Raw genomic sequence first — 14,219 nt, 5'->3', positions numbered from 1 at the left:
ACCCGGTCCTTTACGTTCGGGCCTTCCCGGCCCCCATCAGCAGCGCGCCGATCAGGCAGGCGCCGCCCGCGACCAGCCCGAAGGCATTCCAGTCGGAGGCCGCGACAAGCGGCGCCGCAAGCGCCGGACCCAGCGCACCGCCGAGCATCAGAAACGCAGGCGCGGCTCCAGCATGACGGGCATCCCCAAGTTGCCCTGCGCGGGCGATGACATAGGGTAAACCGAAACCCGGCAGCAAGACCAGCGCAGCGGCGGCCACCGCGAACATCCACAAACCCTGCCCGTGCGCCATCAGCACAACGTCCGCCGCGAGCAGCAGGCTGAAGCCCAGCACCGGCACGCGCAGCCCCGCCCGCTCGCCGAGCAGGCGCGCGAGCAGCGGCCCGATCATCATGACAACCGCGCACGCGGCCATGATCTTGCCCACGAGCTGCATGTCGAGGCCCTTCGAAGCGCCGAGCGGGAAGATCGAATTCCATGCCATGCTCTGCCCCACGAACATCACGGCAAGGCCGATGAGCACGAGCAGCGCGCGCGGAATGGGACGGAAACCGGCGCTGCTCTGCTGCACATCACCGTGGAGGCCCACCACCATCGCGAGGAACGCACAGAGCGCGGTTGCAGCGAGCGCCCCGAACACGGCCGCTACACCCACGGTTTCGACGAGCGGCGGCAGAACGATGTAGAAGAGTGCCGCGAAGCAGGCGAGACCGATCTGCATCGTGGCGAGCGTCTTCTGCGCATCTGCCCGCTGTGCCGCGAGTGCCGTCGCGGTGGCCAGCACAACACCGGTAGCGAGACCGGACAGCAGGCGCCCGGCAATGAACGTAGCGTCCGGCGCAAGCATCGCGAGAAGATTGGCCCCGACCGAAACAGCCGCAGCGCCAAGACAGAGCGGTCGCGCCCCGATCCTGCCCGCCACCGCTGCGGCGCCAAGCGTGCCAAGACCGATCGCCGCCATCTCGCCGGACGCCACCACGCCGGCAAGCTCGCCCCTTGCCTCCGATGCCGCAAGCCAGAGCGGAATCGCCGTCGTTCCCGAAAACCCGGCGATGTTTCCTGCGACGAGGCTGAAGACCGCGCTTTGACGTTCCGGCGCGGGCGGCTGCGGCTCAGACAAGGGCGTTCCTGCGGATGCGCCCGTCGGCAATGATGAGCGCGATCCGATCGTGCTGTTCGAATATGGAGATGTCCTCCAGCGGGTTGCCGTCCACCAGCAGCAGATCGGCAAACGCGCCCTGCGCCAGCGTGCCCAGTTTCCCCTCCATCCCGAGCAAAGCCGCGTTCACCGAGGTCGCCGAACGCAGGATTTCAATTGGACTCATGATCTCGCGGCGGAGCGCGAACTCACGCGACTGGCGGCCCATCACCGAGCCGAGAAGATCGGTGCCGAAGCCGATCTTCGCGCCTGCCGCACGCAGGCGATCGAGCGACGTCGCGGCTTGATCTCCCACCTCGGCAACCTTGGCAAGGGCCGCCGCGGGCAGCCCCATCGACGGGCCCACGGCGCGGATCGCATCGATGATCGCCAGCGTCGGCACGGCGAAGGCATCGTGCTCTACGATCGCGGCAACGCCGTCCGCCTCCAGCATGGTCGCGTGTTCGATGGAACGCACGCCGTTCTTCACGCAGCGGATCGCGGCGGCGTTCGTATGCGCGTGCGCCATCACGTAGGTGCGCCGGGTGGCGGCTTCCTCGACGGCAACGCGGATTTCCTCGTCGCAGAACTGGTTCATCCAGATGGGATCGCTCGGCGACAGCACGCCGCCCGAGACGAACAGCTTGATCTGATGCGCGCCGCGCCGGAGCTGTTCACGCACCATCTTTCGCATCTCGTCCGGCCCGTCGACGACGACCGACAACGATCCGCAATAGGCGCACGCGCAACCTTCGAAATGTTCCGGCTCCCGCATGTCGCCGTGCCCGCCCGTCTGGCTGATCGCGAGGCCAGGGTAGAAGAGACGCGGACCGTTGATAAGGCCCTTCGCCAACCCTGCCGCGAGAACATGATCGCCGCCAGCCGCATCGCGCACGGTGGTGAAGCCGCGCTGCAGCGTATCTTCCATGATCTTGCGCGCATGAAGCGCGCGGAGACCAGGCGGCATTTTATCGATGACCGCCGGGTTCGCTTCCGCGCCGTAGCAATGGAAGTGCGCATCGATGAGACCGGGCATCGCGAAACGGCCGCCGCCATCGATGCGCTCCGCCTCCGATCCCATGATGGGTTTGTCGGAGACCTCGCGGATCGTGGTTCCTTCGACGACGATCGACATGCCCTCGCCGCGCACGGCCTCTCCGTCGAAGACGGTCACGTTTTCGATGATCAGCGTCATGGGTGCAGGCTCCTGTATCTTGCGCCGCGCTGCAAAGGCTGCAGCGGGTGGTGAGAACGAATTCGGGGTGGCGGCTCAGCCAAGGGCGACGGTCACGTTTGCGGATGCCGGACGCGCACAGCAGAGCAGGACACGGTCCGCCGCGAGTGGCATGGCGGGAGACGGTGAGTGCTCGACGCTGCCCGAGATGAGCGTGCTTTCGCACGCGCCGCAGCTTCCCGAACGGCAACCGAACGCGGGCGCGAGACCGGCGGCTTCGGCGAGGTCGAGCAGGCTCGGGTTCGCGTCCTGCGTCCAGTCCGCGATGGTGCCGCCGAAGTCGACCGTTGCCCGCACAATGGCGGGAACGGCGTCGGCCGCACTGGGCACGAACGATTCCGATCGCACCTGACCCGGCGGCACGCCCATCGCAGCGAGCGCTTCGCGCACCATCGCCTCGAATGGTGCGGGGCCGCAGATGTAGACGTCGCTGAAAATGCCATCCAGCTCGACATCGCGGCCGAACGGCGCGGTCTTGTAGGCAGGCGTGAGAATCTCGCGAAGCCGCTCCGGCGTGAGCCTTCCGGGCTCGTGGCGGGCATCGCCCTCGCGCGGCGCGGAATAGAAGACGTGGGCCAGCGGTGCGTCTTCGCCCGCAGCCGCAAACGCGTGCGTTTCGCCATTCCGCGTCTGGTGAATCCAGAGGAGCGGCGGCTGCACGTCCTGCCGCGCGCGGTGCGCCTTCAGCATCGCGAGCATCGGCGTGACGCCGATCCCGGCGCTGATCAGCACGACGCGCATGAAGCCATCGCGCTTCAGCGTGAAACGCCCCGCCGGGGGCCGCGCCCAGACCGTGCCGCCGCGCGCGCCGATTTCGTGGAGGAGCCCCGACCCCGACCCCTCCGCGAGACGCTTCACGGTGAGGCGGTACTGCTCCGGCGTGTCATCGTGATCGGAAAGCGTCCAGCTGCGGACCGGAGCATCGTCGCCGTTCCCGAGCCGGACGGTAAGAAACTGCCCGGCGAGCGCCGGCGCCAGCGGCGCATCATCGAGCGGCGTGAGCGCGAAGGAGGCGACGTCCTTCGCTTCCGCACGCAGCCGCTCGGCCCGGAAAGGGCGCCAACCGCTCCAGCGGCCCGTCTTGAGCCGCGCCATGTCCTCCAGCCCCGCGATACGCTTCGCCAGCATCCCACGCGCCTGTCCGCCGAGCCAAGGGTTTGCGAGCGCAGCGCGCAGCGCCTCCGGATCAGCGTCCCGCGCGACGAGCAGGCGCGAAAGATCGCCGACGGTGATCGCCGAAGGATCGGGCGCTTCGACCGTGGCAACGTTTCCGGCGCCAACTGGTCCCGGGGTTTCGACCGCGAGGTAGAAGCCGATATGGCCGCTTTCGATCATCGGCCCAAGCACGCTGTCGGGCTGACCCATGCGCCACGCAAACTTGAAACACGGGATGCGCGGCGAGGTGACGCGGAACACCGCGCCGCCGATACGGACGATATCGCCGATGCGCAGCGCGTTTTCATCGAAACCGGAAACGACGATATTCTCGCCGAAGCGGCACCAATCCCAAGCGGCACGATCGACGCCGAAGCGCGCCGCCCACATGTCGTAGTGCTCCGCGGGCGCGGCGAGGACGGCTTCGGTGTGGACCGCGGTCTCGTTGCCTTCCGGTCCGCCCGCACCGAACCAGAGCGCGCCGGGCGCGGGGCTGCGCACGATCGAGGTGAAGGTCCGCTGTCCCCTTACGTCCTGCCACGCTGGCCGTGCCGTGCTGACGGCGACCACTCTCCGCTCATTCCCCATGCGGGGAGGATAACGTCTGTGCGGGTCACAACAATCCGGCGCGATGGGTGATCCCTCACCGGTTCGGGTAGCAGATCAGTCCCCGCTGCCGGTGCTGTCGGCGAGGTCCATGAACCGTCGGGCAGCCTCGCGCTCCCCCGCGTCCTCGAACGCTCGGTCGACATCGGGCGCGTCGCCGAGCATGTGCATCAGCGCCCAGAGCGCGAACCGGCGACCGGGATGGGTTTCGAGCCCGAAATCGACGTGCATCCGGTCAAGCCCGGCTTCGAGCGCGGCAGGCGCGACGGCATCGATTTCGGCGCTGCCGAAATAGCGGAACAGAAGATCATGAAAGTCCATGCGCTCCGCTTAGCCGATTTCAGCGGCGCGGCAACTGCTGCCGTGTCCACGCAGCAATCGCGGCCCGGTCCATCGCGCCCGCCGTGCGCGCAAGCTCACGGCCGCCCGCGAACAGGATCATCGTCGGGATCGAGCGGATCATGAAGCGCGCGGCGATCTGCTGCTCGGCTTCGGTATCGACCTTGCCGAGCCGGACATAGGGCTCAAGATCCTGCGCAGCCGCCGCGAACGCAGGGGCCATCGCACGGCAGGGACCGCACCACGAGGCCCAGAAATCGACGAGCAGCGGGAGGCTTTCAGTCTTCATCCGGCGATCAAAGGCCGCGGCATCGAGATCAAGCGGCTTGCCGGCGAAAAGCGCTGTCTTGCAGCGCCCGCAGCGGGGCGCCTGTTCGCGCCGCGCAGCCGGAACGCGGTTCGCGGCACCGCAGGCGGGACAGACGATCATGAGCGGCTCGGCCGCTTGCTTTACTCCGTCGCTCATCGTTATTACACCTTTCCTGTAATTATGTAGGGAAAGGTCGCGGAGCGTCAATGACGGCGGATGCAGGCAGTGCGGTCGCCCCGCTTCAGATCGGCGACGCCGCACCCAATTTCGAAGCGCGGACGACGATGGGCACGGTGCGTCTTTCCGACTTTCGCGGGCGCTGGTTGATGCTGTTCTCCCACCCTGCCGATTTCACGCCCGTGTGCACCAGCGAGTTCGTCGGCATCGCCCGCGCGGCCGACCGCTTCGCGGCGCTCGACTGCGCGCTGATGGCCGTTTCGGTGGACAGCCTCTACGCGCACTTCGCCTGGGTTCGCGCCATTCGCGATGCGTTCGGGGTGACGGTCAACTTCCCGATCGTCGAAGACCCCTCGCTCGTCATCGGCCGCGCCTATGGCATGATCTCGGCACGCGCGGCGGATGCGGCCGCGATGCGTTCCACCTACTTCATCGATCCGGATGGCATTATTCGCGCCATTATCACCTACCCTGCAACGATCGGCCGATCCGTAGACGAAATGTTGCGCGTGATCGCCGCTCTGCAGCGTGTTGACAGTGATAACATCGTGACGCCCGAAGGCTGGCACCCCGGCGAGGACGTGCTGCTGCCCCCCGATCAGCACCAGGCAGAGCTGATGGCGCGCGATGACGATCCTTTTTGGTTCTGCCGCAGCGCGCCCGACCCTGGAGCGGGACGCCGCCGTGGCTGAAGCGCTCTCCGACGCGGAACTGACAGTCATCGCCGAACTAATGCGGACGCTGGGGCACGAAACGCGTCTGCGTCTGCTCGACACACTGCGGGTGAAGGGTGAAACCTCGGTGGGCGAGCTTGAAGCGCTGACCGGCATCGGACAGCCCGGTCTTTCGCAGCAGCTCGCGATCCTGCGCAAGGCAGCGCTGGTGAATACCCGCCGCGCTGCGAAACTCGTCTACTACAGCATCGCGCCCGAAGCTGCTGCAGCGGCAAGCACATTCCTTGCACATCTCTCCGCGCGCCCGGAGCGCAGCGACCAGCAGCCGCGCCGTGCGCGCGGTGCTGCCGCGACGTTTGCCAAAATCCTGTAAACGACTGCGCTTACGCCCGTGCCACCTTCGCCGGGCCGCCGAACCGATCGCAGAGCATGTCGATGAGCGCGTGAACGCCTTCATCGGCGAGCCGATAGAAGATTGTCGTGCCCTCGCGGCGCGTAGCGACCATGCCGCCGTCGCGGAGCTTCGCGAGATGCTGGGACACGCTCGACTGCGCCTGCCCGGTGAGCTCGACGAGCGTATTCACCGAGGCCTCTCCCGCCGAAAGACGGCACAGCACGATGAGCCGCTGCGCGTTGGCGAGCAGCTTGAGGACGGAGGCGGCATCCTCGGCGCAGGCGGCGAGCGCCGCGGCGGGCGTATCGGCCATCATCATGTCGTCGCGGGTCTCCCGTCATCGCGCAGCACCACGTAAATCGCCGGAATGACAAGCACGGTGAGCAAGGTGGAGGACGCAAGCCCGAAGAGCAGCGAGATTGCAAGCCCCTGAAAGATCGGATCGGTGAGGATCACCGCCGCGCCGATCATGGCCGCCGCCGCTGTGAGCACGATCGGCTTGAAGCGGATCGCGCCCGCCGCGATCAGCACGTCGCGAAGCGGCTTTTCGGGCGCTGCGCTGTGCCGGATGAAATCGACGAGCAGGATCGAATTGCGCACGATGATGCCCGCGAGCGCGATGAACCCGATCATCGAGGTCGCCGTGAACGGCGCCTGGAAAAGCATGTGGCCAAGCACAATGCCGACGAGCGTTAGCGGCACGGGTGTCAGGATCACGAGCGGGAGGCGGAAACTACGGAACTGCGCGACGACGAGAATGTAGATGCCGAGCAGTGCCACCATGAACGCGGCGCCCATGTCGCGGAACGTCACCCAGGTAATTTCCCATTCGCCGTCCCACAACAGTGTCGGCGCGGACTCGTCTTCGGGCTGGCCGTTGAGGCGCACCACGGGCTTTGCGAGGCCCTGCCCTGCCCAGTCGTGATCCTCGATGGCGCGGTCAACCGCGAGCATACCGTAGATCGGTGCTTCATAGTCTCCGGCGAGTTCGGCGGTGACCATGTCGGCATAGCGCCCATCGCGGCGGAAGATCGCGCGGCTACCCGCTTCCTGCTGCGCGTCCACGACGGCACCAAGCTCGACGAGATCGCCCGCGGGCGTGACGGCGACGGGCGTGCTGGCGAGCGTTTCCGTCCAGCTTCGGTCGGCCTGTAGGAGCGCGACACTGATCGGCAGCGGTGTGCGGCCGCCGCCGCGCGGCGCATAACCGACCACCGTATCGCTCATCAGCGCGCCGAGCGTGTCGGAAATCTGCCGCTGCGAGAGGCCGTAATAGTCGATGCGGTCGCGTTCCGGCACGAGGCGGAGACGCGGGCGCGGTTCGCCGAAACTGTTGTCGACATCGACAATGTACGGCACCGACCGGAAGATCTTCTCGACCTCGGCGGCGGTCTTCTGCCGCATTTCAGCATCCGGTCCATAGATTTCCGCGAGCAGCGTCGCGAGCACGGGCGGCCCCGGCGGGGTTTCCACGACCTTGAGCGAGCCACCCGCCGGCAACTTCAGCGTGGCGAGGCGTTCGCGCAGATCGAGCGCGATCTCGTGGCTGGAACGGTCGCGGTCGCCCTTGGGCAGCAGCGTCACCATCACGTCGCCCATCTCGGGCCGCGCGCGCAGGAAATAATGGCGGACGAGACCATTGAAGTTGAACGGTGCCGATGTGCCGGCATAGGCTTCCATCGCCGTCGCTTCGGGAAGCCCGCGCACGACCGCGGCGACATCTTCAAGCGTACGGGACGTCGTTTCGAGGCTGGTGCCCTCCGGCATGTCGACGACCACCTGGACTTCCGACTTGTTGTCGAAGGGCAGCAGCTTCACGGTGACCGCCTTGAAGTAGAACATCGAGCAGGCGAGCAGCGTGGCGAGCGCGACGGCAATCAGGAAATTGCGCGCCGATGTGCGGCTGTCGATAACGCGGTGCGCGACGCGCGCGTAGAGCGCGCCGAGCCTGCCGCCATCCTCGTGGCTGTGATCCGGTGCACCAAGCGCCTTGCGCGCGAAGCGGATCATCAGCCACGGCGCGATCACCACGGCGACGAAGAACGAGAACACCATCGCAGCGGATGCGTTCACCGGGATCGGCGCCATGTACGGCCCCATCAGGCCCGAGACGAACAGCATGGGGAGCAGCGCGGCGACGACGGTGAGCGTTGCGACGACGGTGGGGTTGCCAACCTCGGCGACCGCTTCGATAGCGGCGTCCACGCGGCTGCGCCCGTCGTTCATCGCCCAGTGGCGGGCGATGTTCTCGATCATCACGATGGCGTCGTCGACGAGGATACCGATCGAGAAGATGAGCGCGAACAGGCTGACGCGGTTGATCGTGTAGCCCATCAGGTTCGATGCGAACATGGTGAGGAGGATCGTCGTGGGGATCACGACGGCGGTCACGCCCGCCTCGCGCCAGCCGATCGCGAAGCCGATCAGCGCGACGATGGAAAGCGTGGCGAGGCCGAGGTGGAACAGAAGTTCGTTCGCCTTCTCGTTCGCGGTTTCGCCGTAGTTGCGCGTGACGGCGACGTCGATGCCGTCGGGAATGAGTTTGCCTTCCAGGCGCTGCGTGCGGTCCACGATCGCGTCCGAGACGACGACGGCGTTCGCCCCCGCGCGCTTGGCGATGGCGAGGCTGACGGCGGGTGCGCTCGACCAATCGCCCTCGCGCTTCGCCCAGCGCCATGCGCGCGCCTGATCCTCGCGCGGGCCCTGCGTGACCGTGGCGACATCGCGCAGATAGACGGGCGCGCCGCTCGCGGAGCGCACGGTGAGCAGGCCGACCTCCTGCGCGGAGGAAAGCGTTTGCCCCGCGGTGACGGCGACCGCCTTGCCGTCCTCGCGGATGCTACCGAGCGGGAAGCTGCGGTTCGCCTGGCCGGCAGCCTCGATCACGCTGCCGAGCGGCACGCCGTAGCGCGCGAGCTTTGCGGGATCTGGTGCGATGCGGATCTGCTCTGGGCGTCCGCCGACGAGGAAGGTGAGACCGACGTCTTCCACCTTGGCGACCTCGGTGCGGAGCTTCGCGGCGACTTCGTAGAGCGCGCCGTCGGTCCACTGGCCCGCGGCGCCGGGCTTCGGCGACAGGGTAAGCACGACGATCGGCACGTCGTTGATGCCGCGTACGGTGACCTTGGGATCGGGGATGCCGACAGGCTTCCTGTCCCAGTTCGCGCGCAGCTTCTCCTCGATGCGGATCGCGGCGTCTTCGGGGTCCGAACCCACGAGGAAGCGCGCGGTCACCATCACGCCGTCGTCTTCGGCCTGCGTGTAGACATGCTCGACGCCGTCGACGCTCTTCACGATCGTTTCCAGCGGGATGCCGACCAGCTCGACGGCATCGGCGGCGGAAAGGCCGGGCGCCATCACCTGGATATCAACCATCGGCACGCTGATCTGCGGCTCCTCCTCGCGCGGGATCGAGAACAGCGCGATGAGGCCGACGGCAATCGCCGCCATCAGGAACAGCGGCGTCAGCGGCGAGGCGATGGTCGCGCGCGTGAGGCGGCCCGAGATGCCGAGATTCATGAGGGCTTGCCCGGCACGAACAGCGTGTCGCCGGGGACAACGCCGCTCAGGATTTCGACCGATCCGGCTTCGGCTGTGGGCGCGGTTTGCACGGGCACGGCGCTGAGGCGCTTGTCGGCGGTGACGACATCGACCTGATCGATGCCGTAGCGCGTGGAGACGAAACGGCGCGGCACGACGAGCGCCTGCCGCCGCCCGACCTCGATCGCGGCGGTGACGCGCTGGCCGACGAACGCAGCGGAAAGGCCGGGCGCGGAGGCATCGACGCGCACACGCCCGCCGGACACGCCGGGATAGATCTGCACGACACGCGCCTCGCGGTCTTCGCCGTCGATCCGAACGCGTGCGCCGATGCGGATGCTTTCGGCGAGCGATTCGGGAAGCGACAGGCGAACGACCGGCGGTCCTGCCGTGATGGTCGCGATCGACATGCCCGGCATGACAGCGGCGCCTGCGGGGATATCGGCGCGCAGCACGCGACCGTCCGCGGGGGCGAGAACGGCGCCCTGCCCCGCCGCAGCCGCACTTGCGCCCTGCTGCGACCGCGAGGCCTTTGCCTGCGCATCCGCGGCGCGGGACGCTGCGACCGCCTGATCGAGGCGCGCCTTCGCATAAACATTGCTGTTGTAGAGATCCTGCACGCGCGCGAGCTCCGCGCGAGCGCGCGCGGCTTCGGCCTCCGCCGCCGCAGTCTGCGCGCCATAGGCCGCGGTTTCGTGGCCGAGGCGCGAGTCGACGATCATGCCGATACGCTGACCCTTCTTCACCGTGTCGTCCTCACGTACCGAGAGGCTGACGAGCGTGCCCGGGATGCGCGCCAGCGCCTCCGCCTGATCGCGCGTCGCGATCTCTGCGCCCACCGCCTTCATGTCCGCGATCTCGGCATAGGCGAGCTTCAGCGTCTCGCCGGCAGGAAGCGTGGCGGCCTTTTCCGCCGGTGTGGAACCCTCCCCGCACGCGGAGAGTGCGAGCGCGGCGACGGCAGCGAGCAGAGCATGAATCTTCATCGAGAGGACTCCGCGTTTTCGGCGATCAGCGAACCACCGGATAGCCGGCTCCCGCCCACGCGGCGAGACCTCCGGCGAGGTGGGTGTCGATGGCGGCTTTCGCGGCCGCGCAGCGATCGAGCGCCATGCCCGAACGCTTGCCGCCCGCGCATTGCAGGATGACCGCGCGGCCGCCCGCATCGGGAATGTCCGCAGGCGAAAAACGCGACAGCGGCAGGTTGACCGCGCCCTTGATGTGCCCGGCGGCGAACTCATTCGCTTCCCGCACGTCCACCACAAGCGCCGAACCGCTTTCGAGGAGCGCGTGAAGCGCTGAGGCCGCGATTTCCTTATGCGCCTTTCCGCCAAACCCAAACATTGCACCACACCTTTCAATTTGCTTATTGCATATATCGTGTAATTATTATATTCAGTCAAGCTAATGAATGAAGATCGATCGAAGGAGGATCGCGATGGGCTTGCCGCGGATTGTGGTACTGGGTGCCGGGCTGGGCGGCACGATCGCCGCCTATGAGATACAGGCTGCCGTGAAGGGCCGCGCCGAGGTGATGACGATCTCGGACAGCGACACATATTCCTTCATTCCTTCAAACCCTTGGGTTGCCGTGCGCTGGCGCGAACCTGAAGCCATTCAGGTCCACCTGCCGCCGATTTTCGCCCGCAAGAAGATCGGCTTTACCTCGGCGGGCGCCAAGCGCGTCCACGCCGGCGAGAAGCGAATTGAGCTGAACGACGGCGAGAACATCATTTACGATTATCTTGTAATTGCAACCGGCCCCGATCTTGCCTTCGACGAGATCGAAGGCCTCGGCCCGCACGGCGGGCACACCGTTTCCGTCTGCCAGACGGCACACGCCGCGGCTGCCGCGGACGCCTTCGACAGGTTCGTGGAAAATCCCGGCCCCATCGTCGTCGGCGCGGTGCAGGGCGCATCCTGCTACGGCCCGGCCTACGAGTTCGCGCTGATCCTCGATACGGAGCTGCGCCGCCGCAAGATCCGCGACCGCGTGCCGATGACGTTCGTGACCGCCGAACCTTATATCGGCCACCTCGGCCTCGATGGTGTCGGCGACACCAAGTCGCTGCTCGAAAGCACGCTGCGCGAGCGCCACATCAAATGGATCACCAGTGCGCGCGTGACGAAGGTCGAGCCGGGCACGATGCATGTCGAGGAAATTGCGGACGGCGGCGCGGTGAAGGCTACCCACGCTTTGCCCTTCGGCTATTCGATGATGCTGCCAGCGTTCCGCGGCGTCCCCGCCGTCAGCGGCATCGAGGGGCTGACCAATCCGCGCGGCTTCATCCTCGTCGACAAGCACCAGCGCAACCCTGCCTTCCCCGAGATTTTCGCGCTCGGCGTCTGCGTCGCGATCCCGCCGACCGGGCCGACACCGGTTCCCGTGGGCGTGCCCAAAACCGGCTTCATGATCGAATCGATGGTGACGGCGATCGCCGAGAACCTCGGTGCGATCCTGAGTGGAAAGGAACCGACGGCCGAGGCGACGTGGAACGCCGTGTGCCTTGCCGATTTCGGCGACGGCGGCGTGGCGTTCGTCGCGCAGCCCCAGATTCCGCCGCGCAACGTCAACTGGTCGGCGAGCGGCAAGTGGGTGCATCTCGCGAAGATCGCCTTTGAGAAATACTTCCTGCGCAAGGTCAGGAAGGGTGAGAGCGAGCCGTTTTACGAAAAGCTCGCGCTGCATGTGATGGGCATCCGCAAGCTGCGGCTGCCGCGTTGATGGAAGGAGTGCCGTGATGACTCTCGATCGTGCCGTTCTCATATTCGCCGGGTGCGTCGTGCTGCTCGGAATCGCCCTATCGCTGACTGTGCATCCGTGGTGGATCGGGCTTTCGGCGTTTGCCGGGCTGAACATGATCCAGGCCGGGTTCACGGGTTTCTGCCCGGCAGCGATGATCTTCAAGGCGCTGGGCATCCGGCCGGGTACCGCGTTCAAATGAAAACCGCGCAGGGCTTGCTAGCCCTTGCGCTGGCGGCCCTTCCCCTCCCCGCCGCGGCGGTGACGCTGGATGAAGCGATCACGGCCGCGCTTCGGCACGCGCCAGAAATCGCCGCCGCGGACGCCGATGCGGGCGCCGCGAAGGCGCGCCTCGATCAGGCCGAGGCCGCGCGCCTGCCGACGGCGGCGATCTCCGGCACCTATGGTTACGGTCGGCTAGACCCCAAAGACTTCTTCGGACTTGGCGCCGAGACTGTTCACCCGCGCGCGGCGCAGGCGACGATCGAGCAGCCGCTCTTCACCGGAGGGCGGGTGAGCGCCGGGATCGCGGGGGCCAAGGCCGGGCTCGCCGCACGCGAGGCGGGGCGTGAGAGTACGCGGAGCCGTGTCGTCGCCGATGTCGCGCGCGCCTATGGCGATGTGCTCGCTGCCGAGCGGATGACGGCGCTGCATGCCCGCTTGGTGGATGAGACGACCGAGATCGTGCGTCAGGCGCAGTTGCGTTTCAGAGCGGGGGAAAGCCCGAGCACCGATGTTTCGCAGGCGACCGCGCGGCTGGCCGAGGCGCGTGCCGGGCTCGCGCGGGCGGAGGGGATGAAGGTATCTCGGTCGGCGCGGTTCCGGAACCTCACCGGGCTCGATGCCGCTGCTCTTGACCCCCTGCCCGGCAACCCGCCGCTCCCTGCAACGCTCGACGAAGCAATGGACGCGGCCAAGACGCGAAGCCCGATGCTGGCCGAGGCCGAGGCGGGTCTGCGCGCGGCGGAAGCGGCCGCACGCGGCGCGCGCGCCGAACGTTTGCCGACCGTCGGCGCCTTTGCGGAGGCGGGAACGGTGCGCGACCAGTTCTTCCCCGACTACCGCGCGGACAGCACCACGGTCGGCGTCCGCGCCCGTTGGGAGCTGTTCAGCGGCGGGCGCGTCTCCGCGAAGATTTCGGAAGCGACGAGCGAAGTGCGCGCCGCCGAGGCGAGAAAGCGCGCCGCGGAGATGCAGATCGAGGAAGCCGTGATCGCGGCGTTTCAGGAGGTGCATACAGCGCGCCTCGTTGAAACCGCGGCTGAGGATCAGGCGGAGGCGACCGAGCAGGCGCTTGCGAGCGTTCGGCACGAGGTTCGCGTCGGCATGAAGCCGCAGCTCGACCTGCTCGACGCCGAACGCGAGGCGCTGGGCGCAGGCGTTGCCTCCGTCGCCGCGCGCGCCGACAGGATCGTCGCCGCGTACCGCCTGCTCGCGCTCATCGGCGGCAACTGAGACCCCAAAAAACAGGAGAAAACGATGCACAAGGACTGGCCGCAGATGGCGACCGAGCTTTCGGGCGCGATCAAGGAGGTGCGGCTTGGTGCGCCGGAGGTGATGAAGGCGTTCTCGGCAATGGCGAAGGCCGCGACCGACGCGGGCGCTCTCGACGCCAAAACGAAGGAACTCATCGCGCTCGGCATCGCCGTCGCGATCCGCTGCGACGGCTGCGTCGCCTTCCACGCGCAGGCTGCCGTCCGTCACGGCGCGATGCGCGACGAGGTGATGGAGACGATGGGTATGGCGCTCTACATGGGCGCGGGACCAAGCCTGATGTACGCCGCGCAGGCCGTGGAAGCCTACGACCAGTTCGCGGCAAAAGCGGCCGAATAAACCGCTCCCCGAGGGGCAGCCTCGCGCCGCCCTTCTCCTGAACACCCCCGGATACTCCCGGTCAACGCCGCTTTTG

At 67.3% G+C, this 14,219-nt stretch carries 15 protein-coding genes; 6 read left to right on the top strand and 9 right to left on the bottom strand.

Translation table 11 applies throughout. The annotated features are described in order from the left end of the window. Positions 1 to 10 precede the first annotated feature (10 nt). The 5 genes from ACE3TJ_RS17060 to trxC form a co-directional block, all read right to left on the bottom strand. Positions 11 to 1,120 (bottom strand): hypothetical protein, encoded by a 1,110-nt coding sequence (locus tag ACE3TJ_RS17060; RefSeq protein ID WP_374598302.1) that lies wholly within the window; start codon positions 1,118 to 1,120, stop codon positions 11 to 13. Beyond that, positions 1,113 to 2,333: an amidohydrolase family protein gene (locus ACE3TJ_RS17055; RefSeq protein WP_374598300.1), complete on the bottom strand. Its 1,221-nt coding sequence runs from the start codon at positions 2,331 to 2,333 to the stop codon at positions 1,113 to 1,115. The genes ACE3TJ_RS17060 and ACE3TJ_RS17055 overlap by 8 nt, the downstream gene beginning before the upstream one ends. 75 nt (positions 2,334 to 2,408) lie before the next feature. Further along, on the bottom strand, positions 2,409 to 4,097 hold the full coding sequence (locus tag ACE3TJ_RS17050) for an MOSC domain-containing protein (protein WP_374598298.1): 1,689 nt from the start codon (positions 4,095 to 4,097) through the stop codon (positions 2,409 to 2,411). Between the two features lie 93 nt (positions 4,098 to 4,190). Further along, a complete protein-coding gene (locus ACE3TJ_RS17045; protein ID WP_374598296.1) occupies positions 4,191 to 4,454 on the bottom strand; it encodes a hypothetical protein in 264 nt (87 codons plus the stop codon). A 19-nt stretch (positions 4,455 to 4,473) separates the two neighbouring features. Continuing rightward, positions 4,474 to 4,938: a thioredoxin TrxC gene (gene trxC, locus ACE3TJ_RS17040; RefSeq protein ID WP_374598294.1), complete on the bottom strand. Its 465-nt coding sequence runs from the start codon at positions 4,936 to 4,938 to the stop codon at positions 4,474 to 4,476. 50 nt (positions 4,939 to 4,988) lie between these two features. Here trxC and ACE3TJ_RS17035 point away from each other — a divergent pair, with 50 nt between their 5' ends. Both ACE3TJ_RS17035 and ACE3TJ_RS17030 read left to right on the top strand, forming a co-directional pair. Then, entirely contained in the window at positions 4,989 to 5,651 is a 663-nt protein-coding gene (locus tag ACE3TJ_RS17035; protein WP_374598292.1) for a peroxiredoxin, read from the top strand. 40 nt (positions 5,652 to 5,691) lie between these two features. Further along, entirely contained in the window at positions 5,692 to 6,006 is a 315-nt protein-coding gene (locus ACE3TJ_RS17030; RefSeq protein ID WP_374599437.1) for an ArsR/SmtB family transcription factor, read from the top strand. A gap of 10 nt (positions 6,007 to 6,016) precedes the next feature. Here the strand turns inward: ACE3TJ_RS17030 and ACE3TJ_RS17025 are convergent, their stop codons facing one another. From ACE3TJ_RS17025 to ACE3TJ_RS17010, 4 genes are read right to left on the bottom strand one after another with little or no spacing between them, the layout of a single operon-like run. Continuing rightward, positions 6,017 to 6,346 (bottom strand): ArsR/SmtB family transcription factor, encoded by a 330-nt coding sequence (locus tag ACE3TJ_RS17025; RefSeq protein WP_374598290.1) that lies wholly within the window; start codon positions 6,344 to 6,346, stop codon positions 6,017 to 6,019. Continuing rightward, positions 6,343 to 9,546 (bottom strand): efflux RND transporter permease subunit, encoded by a 3,204-nt coding sequence (locus tag ACE3TJ_RS17020; RefSeq protein WP_374598288.1) that lies wholly within the window; start codon positions 9,544 to 9,546, stop codon positions 6,343 to 6,345. Before ACE3TJ_RS17020 ends, ACE3TJ_RS17025 begins: the two co-directional genes overlap by 4 nt. After that, positions 9,543 to 10,553: an efflux RND transporter periplasmic adaptor subunit gene (locus ACE3TJ_RS17015; protein WP_374598286.1), complete on the bottom strand. Its 1,011-nt coding sequence runs from the start codon at positions 10,551 to 10,553 to the stop codon at positions 9,543 to 9,545. The genes ACE3TJ_RS17020 and ACE3TJ_RS17015 overlap by 4 nt, the downstream gene beginning before the upstream one ends. Positions 10,554 to 10,578: 25 nt before the next feature. After that, positions 10,579 to 10,911, bottom strand: coding sequence for a rhodanese-like domain-containing protein (locus ACE3TJ_RS17010; protein ID WP_374598284.1), 333 nt, complete (start codon positions 10,909 to 10,911; stop codon positions 10,579 to 10,581). Between the two features lie 94 nt (positions 10,912 to 11,005). Between ACE3TJ_RS17010 and ACE3TJ_RS17005 the strand changes: the two genes are divergently transcribed. The 4 genes from ACE3TJ_RS17005 to ACE3TJ_RS16990 are packed head-to-tail and all read left to right on the top strand — an operon-like array spanning position 11,006 to position 14,143. Next, positions 11,006 to 12,292, top strand: a complete 1,287-nt coding sequence (locus ACE3TJ_RS17005) for an NAD(P)/FAD-dependent oxidoreductase (RefSeq protein WP_374598282.1) — start codon at positions 11,006 to 11,008, stop codon at positions 12,290 to 12,292. Positions 12,293 to 12,308: 16 nt separating this feature from the next. Further along, on the top strand, positions 12,309 to 12,512 hold the full coding sequence (locus ACE3TJ_RS17000; protein WP_374598280.1) for a DUF2892 domain-containing protein: 204 nt from the start codon (positions 12,309 to 12,311) through the stop codon (positions 12,510 to 12,512). Next, the gene (locus ACE3TJ_RS16995; protein WP_374598278.1) at positions 12,509 to 13,765 is read left to right on the top strand and encodes a TolC family protein; all 1,257 of its coding nucleotides are present in this window, start codon (positions 12,509 to 12,511) and stop codon (positions 13,763 to 13,765) included. Before ACE3TJ_RS17000 ends, ACE3TJ_RS16995 begins: the two co-directional genes overlap by 4 nt. Positions 13,766 to 13,789: 24 nt before the next feature. Continuing rightward, entirely contained in the window at positions 13,790 to 14,143 is a 354-nt protein-coding gene (locus tag ACE3TJ_RS16990; protein WP_374598276.1) for a carboxymuconolactone decarboxylase family protein, read from the top strand. Positions 14,144 to 14,219 lie beyond the last annotated feature (76 nt).

It is taken from the genome of Sphingosinicella sp. (assembly GCF_041916975.1).
Classification (GTDB): Bacteria; Pseudomonadota; Alphaproteobacteria; order Sphingomonadales; family Sphingomonadaceae; genus Sphingosinicella.
This window is presented reverse-complemented; position numbering and strand designations above follow the sequence as displayed.

Bases quoted from the DNA above. Each gene is read 5' to 3' on its own strand.
- ACE3TJ_RS17055 (WP_374598300.1), bottom strand. From the start codon at position 2,333: ATGACGCTGATCATCGAAAACGTGACCGTCTTCGACGGAGAGGCCGTG.
- ACE3TJ_RS17045 (WP_374598296.1), bottom strand. From the start codon at position 4,454: ATGGACTTTCATGATCTTCTGTTCCGCTATTTCGGCAGCGCCGAAATC.
- trxC (WP_374598294.1), bottom strand. From the start codon at position 4,938: ATGAGCGACGGAGTAAAGCAAGCGGCCGAGCCGCTCATGATCGTCTGT.
- ACE3TJ_RS17035 (WP_374598292.1), top strand. From the start codon at position 4,989: ATGACGGCGGATGCAGGCAGTGCGGTCGCCCCGCTTCAGATCGGCGAC.
- ACE3TJ_RS17030 (WP_374599437.1), top strand. From the start codon at position 5,692: ATGCGGACGCTGGGGCACGAAACGCGTCTGCGTCTGCTCGACACACTG.
- ACE3TJ_RS17025 (WP_374598290.1), bottom strand. From the start codon at position 6,346: ATGATGATGGCCGATACGCCCGCCGCGGCGCTCGCCGCCTGCGCCGAG.
- ACE3TJ_RS17020 (WP_374598288.1), bottom strand. From the start codon at position 9,546: ATGAATCTCGGCATCTCGGGCCGCCTCACGCGCGCGACCATCGCCTCG.
- ACE3TJ_RS17015 (WP_374598286.1), bottom strand. From the start codon at position 10,553: ATGAAGATTCATGCTCTGCTCGCTGCCGTCGCCGCGCTCGCACTCTCC.
- ACE3TJ_RS17010 (WP_374598284.1), bottom strand. From the start codon at position 10,911: ATGTTTGGGTTTGGCGGAAAGGCGCATAAGGAAATCGCGGCCTCAGCG.
- ACE3TJ_RS17005 (WP_374598282.1), top strand. From the start codon at position 11,006: ATGGGCTTGCCGCGGATTGTGGTACTGGGTGCCGGGCTGGGCGGCACG.
- ACE3TJ_RS17000 (WP_374598280.1), top strand. From the start codon at position 12,309: ATGACTCTCGATCGTGCCGTTCTCATATTCGCCGGGTGCGTCGTGCTG.
- ACE3TJ_RS16995 (WP_374598278.1), top strand. From the start codon at position 12,509: ATGAAAACCGCGCAGGGCTTGCTAGCCCTTGCGCTGGCGGCCCTTCCC.
- ACE3TJ_RS16990 (WP_374598276.1), top strand. From the start codon at position 13,790: ATGCACAAGGACTGGCCGCAGATGGCGACCGAGCTTTCGGGCGCGATC.